The 7,564-nt window shown below is 30.6% G+C and carries 6 protein-coding genes; 2 read left to right on the forward strand and 4 right to left on the reverse strand.

The window, feature by feature from the left end; translation table 11 throughout:
• Positions 1 to 25 precede the first annotated feature (25 nt).
• Together bshC and B3R94_RS11875 are read right to left on the reverse strand one after the other, a co-directional pair.
• A complete protein-coding gene (gene bshC, locus B3R94_RS11870) occupies positions 26 to 1,624 on the reverse strand; it encodes a bacillithiol biosynthesis cysteine-adding enzyme BshC (RefSeq protein ID WP_291101016.1) in 1,599 nt (532 codons plus the stop codon).
• The gene (locus B3R94_RS11875; protein WP_257468014.1) at positions 1,625 to 2,479 is read right to left on the reverse strand and encodes a glycerophosphodiester phosphodiesterase family protein; all 855 of its coding nucleotides are present in this window, start codon (positions 2,477 to 2,479) and stop codon (positions 1,625 to 1,627) included.
• A gap of 132 nt (positions 2,480 to 2,611) precedes the next feature.
• Between B3R94_RS11875 and B3R94_RS11880 the strand changes: the two genes are divergently transcribed.
• Positions 2,612 to 3,046, forward strand: coding sequence for a hypothetical protein (locus B3R94_RS11880; RefSeq protein ID WP_038336372.1), 435 nt, complete (start codon positions 2,612 to 2,614; stop codon positions 3,044 to 3,046).
• 119 nt (positions 3,047 to 3,165) lie between these two features.
• Positions 3,166 to 4,140 carry a hypothetical protein gene (locus tag B3R94_RS11885; protein ID WP_219033794.1) on the forward strand — a complete coding sequence of 325 codons (975 nt, stop codon included), beginning with the start codon at positions 3,166 to 3,168 and terminating at the stop codon, positions 4,138 to 4,140.
• 58 nt (positions 4,141 to 4,198) lie between these two features.
• Here B3R94_RS11885 and B3R94_RS11890 read toward each other — a convergent pair whose 3' ends face one another.
• Both B3R94_RS11890 and B3R94_RS11895 read right to left on the reverse strand, forming a co-directional pair.
• Positions 4,199 to 4,930, reverse strand: a complete 732-nt coding sequence (locus tag B3R94_RS11890) for a DUF4184 family protein (RefSeq protein ID WP_291101021.1) — start codon at positions 4,928 to 4,930, stop codon at positions 4,199 to 4,201.
• Positions 4,931 to 4,969: 39 nt separating this feature from the next.
• The coding region (locus tag B3R94_RS11895) for a hypothetical protein (RefSeq protein ID WP_291101024.1) at positions 4,970 to 7,564 on the reverse strand (2,595 nt) is incomplete at its 5' end.

Consider the following 7,564-nt stretch of genomic DNA (forward strand, 5'->3'; position numbering starts at 1 on the left):
GTCAAATATACAAATTATGTTTTGTTTAGAGTTCCTCTTTCAATGTATTTATGATGAACTCGAAATCAAAAGGTCGAAGACTATCTTCAATAAAATCAATGAAATACTGAATATTAATGTAATCAAAATCAGCAAAATTTTTCACACGTTCTTGCAAACCATTTTGTTGAGAAAGATCATTTAATAATTGCTCGATTCTCTTCAATAAATCTTCATTTTTTTTCACTTCTGCATGCACCAAACGTTGTTTTATTTTCTCAAAACCTTTCAACTGTTTTGTGCGCTGCGCTTGTATCATATCGGCAAAAGAAGATTCTGTTAACGAACTCAAATGTTCCAAACGTTCAAAAATGCTTTTTAATTCTTCTTCCAATTCAGGAAGTTTTGGAGCAATTTCTGATGAATTTATCGAACGTTTTTTTGTGATTGCTAAACTATTCGAAAATAAATCTTCGTTTGATAGATCTAATTTTTGTTGTTTTTCGTATTGTTTTTCAGTTCGGATTAACAATGAATTTCTCAAAACTAAAAGTGGAAAATCAACTTCAAATTGATTGAACATTTCTTTCAGTTGTAACCAATAAGCCATTTCGCCACCGCCGCCAACATAGGCAACATTTGGTAAAATTGTTTCTTGGTACAATGGTCTCAAAATCACATTTGGGCTAAATTTATCTGGATTTTGATGTAAATCGGCAATAATTTCTTCTTTCGAAAATTTGATTGAAGTGTTATTGACAAAATACGTTCCATTTTGTTCAACAATACGTTCGCGCGAATTATTTTGATTGATATAAAACAAATTTATCTCACGAGGATTCACTTGAATAGAATACCCCAATTGTTCTAATTTCTCATTTTGAGGTATTACTTTTTTGAACGATATTGACTGAATTAATTCTTCTTCAAAAGTTGGAATCATCAATTTTTTCAATTCTTTATCATCTCCATCAATCATCAACAATCCAAGATCTTTGAATAATAAATGAACCAATTTTCGTGTTGCGTCTGTCAAATTATCATTCGATAAATAAGATGCTTCAATCAAATTTTGCAATTCAGTTTTCTTTTTTCCATTTGGAATTAATGACAAAAATGAATCAAAAACTTTTTGTAAACCGTTTGTTGATAAACGACCAACTGGTCCACCAAATTCTTTTTCCCAATGAATAATTCGATCTCCAAATTTGAAATGATTAATTTCTTCGAAATCGTGATCTTCTGTCGCCATCCAAAACATCGGAACAAAATTGATTTCACTTTGTTCATTATTCAATTCTTCGCATGCTTTGATAACTTGCAAAATTTTATAAAAAAAGAAAATTGGACCTGTAAATAAATTTAATTGATGTCCAGTCGTAATTGTTACTGTATTCTTTTCTCTTAATTTTTGTAGATTATTTTGTTGCTTTTCCGATAAATCTAAATGACCTAATTGTTTCGAAATTTGTTCAACAAGAATTGCTCTATTTTTATAATGTCCAAGCTTATTTTTCGCTTGTTTTATATAGTTTTCTTTGGTTGGAAATAGGTTGTAGAAGTTTTTCAAATCCTCGTCTTGATTGATATAATTTAGCATCAATTTTGAAAAATAATTTGAATCCTTAAGTGATATTGTTTCCATTTAATTTTTATTAATCGTTTGATGTACATCCATTGCTCTGTCTGTTGCAAAAATGTCGACACCATCTTTTTCTAAATCGCGGTAAAGTTGTCCATTTCTCGCCGAAACACTTTTGTCTAAGTTTCCTAACGTCCCAAAAATGACCAAAATATCCTTGTCATGAATTTTGTTTAAAAATGATTTGTCATTGCGTCGAGTTCCTGTAAAGGCAACCATTTTGTCAGTCGGAATTCCGCTGTTCATCATTTCATTAAATTCGCGTTCGTTTCGCATCGAAACAGACAATAGCATATCTGGCGCAAGTTGATGCAACTTTTTCGCTTGACCAACTGTATACGTCACCAAAACAACCTGTTTTTGCATGTTTACATGTTCTATTGTCTTCACAATATCACGATAATCAACACCTTTTTTTATGTCAACCATAAAATAAATCGGTTTACTTTTCCCCCAATTTAGCGCTTCTGCAAAAGTCGGAATTTTGTATGACGTTTGTTGTCCAAAATCATCTACCAAAAAGTATTCCTTAATGGTTTTTAAGTCAACTTGATTGACATCTTGTCGCCCTGTGCTTGTTCGTTGCAACGAATTATCGTGCATTAAAATAAGTTGATTATCCTTTGTTTCGGCAACATCAATCTCAAAAATTTGAATTCCTTTTTGATAAAGATGTTCAAAAGTTTCGACACAATTTTCAGGAAAACCATGTATTCCACTTCCGCCACGATGTGCGCTGACAAAGTTTTTATTTTTGGTCGAATATTTGAAGGATATTTCTTCGGATGAAGTATTTTGATGTGTTTCGGATTGATTTTTCTTCGGATTACAACTAAAAATAGTTAGTAAACTGAACATTAAAATTCGGAGATAATATCGTTTAAAATAGTTGAAATTCATATTTTTAAATAAAAAATTAAATTAATTCATTCTAAAATTGCGAATGAAGCTGTAAATTTAAACTGAAAATAATCAACAAAATAAATTATTATGGGACTTAGAACTTTTTTGAAAAGAATTTTAGGAAAAACTGAAACTGCGATTGATGTTGCGGGAGATAAATTTGACGATGTTTCGGCAACTGTAAAAAAAGCAGGAACATTGATTGCAGATGACGCATCGGATTTTGCGCGTAAAACAATCAATAATATAAAAGATGCTTCGGGTGATTTGAAAGAACAATCGAAAGAAGCCGCTAGAGATTTTAAAGAAAGATCGAAGCAAGATTATAACGAAGTAAAAGATATTGCGGAAAAGCAAATGAAAGAAACAAGTGCTTTTGTGAAAGAGAAAGTTTCGGATTTGAAAGAAACTTTTAAAGAAGAAAAAACAGAATTGGAAGAAAAAGCTGATGAGTTAAAAACAAAAGCCGAAAATAAATTAGACGAAGCTTCTGAAGACATTAAAAAAGAGACAAACGATTAAAAAGTCTTTATTTATCAAGTTTTATTACAATTTGTAAATGTTAAATTTAACATTAGTTATTAATTATTATAAAATTGGTTTAATTTTTGATTTAATAATTTTTCCTCGAAATAATTAAAATGACTGAATACAAAGATCTTGAACCCTCTACAAACCCTAAACATAAAAATGAATTCGTAAAGAATATTATTATTGCTGTTTTAGCAGTAGCCCTGTTATTAGCTATTGGGTATATTGTATATTCTAAAGAAGCAAATGCAAAATCTTCGATAGAAATGCAAAGTGATATCAATGATTTGGAACGATCTAGAGAAATTCTGAAACAAGAATTACGTATAATTAGATCTGATTTTGATGATGCTAAAACTCGTGTTGTAAAAAAAGATTCTTCTTTAAGTTATCAAGATCGATTGATTTTGGAGAAACAAAAAGAAATTCAATCAATCTTAAATAAAGAAGGCATTACAAATGGAGAATTGCAGCGTGCTAAACGTTTGATAACCTCTTTACAAGCAGATATTAAAGTTTATAAAGAAGAAATTGTTCGCTTGAAAGACGAAAATAAAAAGCTGACAAATAAGAATACAGAGTTGACTTCGGAAAATTCTCATTTAAATGAGCAGAAAAAAACTGTTGAATCAAATTTGAGTACTGAAAAAGAAAATCATCAGAATTTAATCAAAGAGACAAATTCTACTTTATCGATTTCAAATTATACGATTAAAGGTTTGAGAGTAAAATCAAGCGGAAAAGAAGTGGAAACAACGCGAGCAAGAAGAATTGATAAGGTTAGAGTATCCTTTGATTTGGATAAAAACTTGAATGCGACTTCAGAAACCAAAGAATTGTATGTATCTATTTATAAACCAAGCGGCGAGATAGGAAAATTTAAAGGTGCTGATGCAGGTGAAACAACTTTACGTTCTGGATCTTCTGTAGAATATTCTGATCGTGTAAAAGTTAATTACAATAATATGTCTGGTTCAAGAGTTAATTTTGACTGGGTTGATTATGACTTTCCAAAAGGTGAATATAAAATCGATATTTACCAAAATGGATACAAAGTTGGTCAAAATGTGATTACACTTCGATAAATATTAAAATTATAAATACATAAAAAAATCTCTTCAATAATAATGAAGAGATTTTTTTTTAACAATATTTTTCTTTCACCCCAAAAATAACCAAACTCAAAAAAACGCTCATTCCGATAACGACAATGATGTTGCCTAATCCAATTTCTATTGGGAAGAAAACAAATCGTATTGCGGAAATAATTGTTGTAAATAGAACTACTTTTAACCAAAAAATGTAATCAAGTTTAGTTTTAGGAAGGGTTTGTTTTGGCATTTTATACATCCAAAAAGCAATAAAAATCGCACCTAAAAATGTGCTAAAATGTTGTAGAAATTTATATCCCTTTACTTCGAGATTATTGAAAGGAATTTGAAACCAAGTTTCTTCTAAAGCTGGAATTAATTTCGCAAAATATCCCCATTCGTGTGTGAAAGCATCCCAAAAAAGATGCGAATAAGCTCCTATTATAATTGAAAGAATCACAATTATCCAATGTTTTTTGAAATAATCAATCCAATCAAAAATTAGGAATTGAGCAAATCGTTCTTTTAAAAAATAAGGTAAATGATGAATTAAAACATTTCGGACAAATAAGTGAAAAACGAAACAATAAATCAACGCAATTGGTAAATCGAAATACAAAACGCCCCAAAACAAATGACTATGCGTCGCTATAATCTCCATTCGAGAGAAATATTCTAAATCTGGCGACATCGAACCAATGATTAATCCCGTCATCGAAAACCAATTCGATTTTAGTTTTTTTAGCGGAAGAATAATTGCTGGATGGCAAAAAGTTAGTGGCATTTAGAGTTTATTTTGATGCAAAGTAAATCAAAATATCCATTAACTCCCAAAACGTTTGATGTTAACTTTTCGCTCCTTAATTTTCAGGATAAGCGGTTCATATTCTGTATTTTGTTCCTTTTCTACCGTTATTTTATTCAAATATGTTTTTGCATAAACATGTTCTGGCAAACTATTTTCTAAAAGGTGAAACGTATAATTTCCGACAGGTAAAAAAGCTGTATATTCACCTCTATCATTTGTTTTAACTGTAAAAATCTGTCCATTTTCGTGATTAAAAATCAACGTAAAACCGAATAAATTTGCCGAAACCTGATACTCCAAATTTGAAGATAATTCATACTCAACTTTCCCTCTCACAACACCAGTTTGTTGCATTGGAATAGAAATAGAAGTCGTTTTAGAATTAATATTAACCGCATAATCTTGTGCAAACCATTTTTGTCCAGGAAGTTTGATTAAATAATTACCATATGGAACTTTTTTATACTTTATATTTCCTTCTAAATCTGTAATAAAGTTAGTTTCATTTATCTTCACATTACGACTATCAGCCACTTTATCACCTTCATCAAAAATACCATTTGCATTGTAATCATAAAACACAAACAAATTTAATGTTCCGTCTTTTACATCTGTCACAGTACGTTTCGCAGGCAAATTATATTGTACACCAACTTGCAAATAAGTTTGTTTGCTATTCAATGTTTTCGAATCGTAATGGCTAAAATTCGTTTGTGTACTCACAATAAAATTATCAATTGGTTGATAATCCACAGAAGCTCCAAAAGTTAGGGTATTTCCAAAATTTTTGTCAATATTATAATAAGTAGAAACTGCCGTATTCAATTTTTTCTGAAAAAAGCTTTGACGAAAACTCGCCGAAGTTGTAAAACGTTCTAATTGATGATTTAGATTATTCGTCGAATAAACCTCTGCAATCATCATACTTCCTCGTTGATAAATTGAGTTTAACTGAAAGTTTTTCACATTCCACGTTAATTGTCCATAAACAATTGGATCAACCTTACTCAATTCGTTTAGCTCAGAAAACCCTCCCAAAGCATTCAACACCAACTGATGCACACGTGAATTAGACAACCAAGTAAATGTTCCGTTTAAATAAGTCGATTTAAAATCCATCGGCATGTACGTAAACGTCTCATAATTCAGAATATTTGATTTTTCTATATTGAATTTTGGAGAAATCGAAAGATTAAAATGATTTGCTAATTTGAACGAAATTCCCGTCTCAAAACGCAACGTTTTCGACTCATTTGCTTGCATATAATTAATCAAATACGGATCGATAGATTTCGGATTGTTATTCGTAATCGTTAACGAAGACCACAACGAAAACTTAGAAAACGTACGTTGCAAACGCTGATTTAGATACAAAGCTCCACGTCGAGTCCCAGGATAATACCCCGAACTGTAATAATTGGAACTATAGAAATCAAATTTGCCTATCGTTCCTGAAACATTTGCAGAAACCGATAATGAATTTTCAACATCATTTGTCTCTTTAAATTTTGACAAACCATACCCAAATTTCACAGAATGATTCCACTTATTTGATGTAATCCATTTGTAACCATTTGTCAAAACAAAATTCGTTGTCGAATAATTTCTATCAAATAAAGCTGTTGTTTCTAATTCGTTTTTATCTTTTATCAAAAATCGTCCATTCGCAAAAGTTGTGTGACTATTCTTGAAAACATCATTACTCAAATCATCTAATAAATTATAATTTTTTTCGACCGTTCCAACTACAATTCGGTTGTCATTCTTATCATAATTATTAAACAACATCACGCCTCGTCCATTAATTGGAATATCAAAATCGTTGTTATTGATTGATCCGATTAAAATTCCTTTGTCTTTGCGTTGATATTTCACCCAAGAATCCGTCAAAACCATGTCTTGATCGTTATTCCAAGTTGTTCCATTAATGTTATATGCAAATTCATTCAACCCAACCGAAAATTCTTGATGCGCCATTAAATTATAATTTGCATTAGCAGAATTTATATCACGAGCAGTTAATCGAACATAATTTGTAGAAAAATTGGTCCAATTCTGATTTAACATTGTTGGATCTCTATACACACGATTGGAACTTGCATTCTGAATGGTAAAAAATACATTTCCTGCAAAATCTTTGGTCATTGTATAACCCGAAACATTTGCCTGAAAACTTTCAATTTTCATCATATCTCGGTCGACATATTTAGAAAATCGAACAATTTTTTCTTGAAAAGCTTCAACTATAAGTCGCTTGTTTTCAGAAGTGAAATTACCTCTGAAGTCAGGAAGAACATTAGTTAGCAAAATTTCTTCAGCTTGATTTCCCATATTCATTACTTTCAATTCATAATGAATAGAATCTCCTTCTTGACGATAAAAAATATTACTCTGGACAGGAAAAATTTTGATGTTTCTCTTTTGCAAAACAACAACTGAAGTAACAGATTTCCCTATTTCTTTTTTGCTTAAAAAATCAATAATACTGAATTCTAAATCTAATTTTCCAGCCATTTGCGATTTGTTCACCGTAAATTGCATAGGAATAAAAGCCTTCTTGTTTGGATTGATTTTTATTTGAAGATTATCTGTCCCGTCCTGAAATAGCGA

The sequence above is a fragment of the Empedobacter sp. UBA7611 genome (genome assembly GCF_002484365.1).
Taxonomy (GTDB): domain Bacteria; phylum Bacteroidota; class Bacteroidia; order Flavobacteriales; family Weeksellaceae; genus Empedobacter; species Empedobacter falsenii_B.

Excerpts from the sequence above, each read along its gene's own strand:
- bshC (WP_291101016.1), bottom strand. The coding sequence starts at position 1,624 with ATGGAAACAATATCACTTAAGGATTCAAATTATTTTTCAAAATTGATG.
- B3R94_RS11875 (WP_257468014.1), bottom strand. The coding sequence starts at position 2,479 with ATGTTCAGTTTACTAACTATTTTTAGTTGTAATCCGAAGAAAAATCAA.
- B3R94_RS11880 (WP_038336372.1), top strand. The coding sequence starts at position 2,612 with ATGGGACTTAGAACTTTTTTGAAAAGAATTTTAGGAAAAACTGAAACT.
- B3R94_RS11885 (WP_219033794.1), top strand. The coding sequence starts at position 3,166 with ATGACTGAATACAAAGATCTTGAACCCTCTACAAACCCTAAACATAAA.
- B3R94_RS11890 (WP_291101021.1), bottom strand. The coding sequence starts at position 4,930 with ATGCCACTAACTTTTTGCCATCCAGCAATTATTCTTCCGCTAAAAAAA.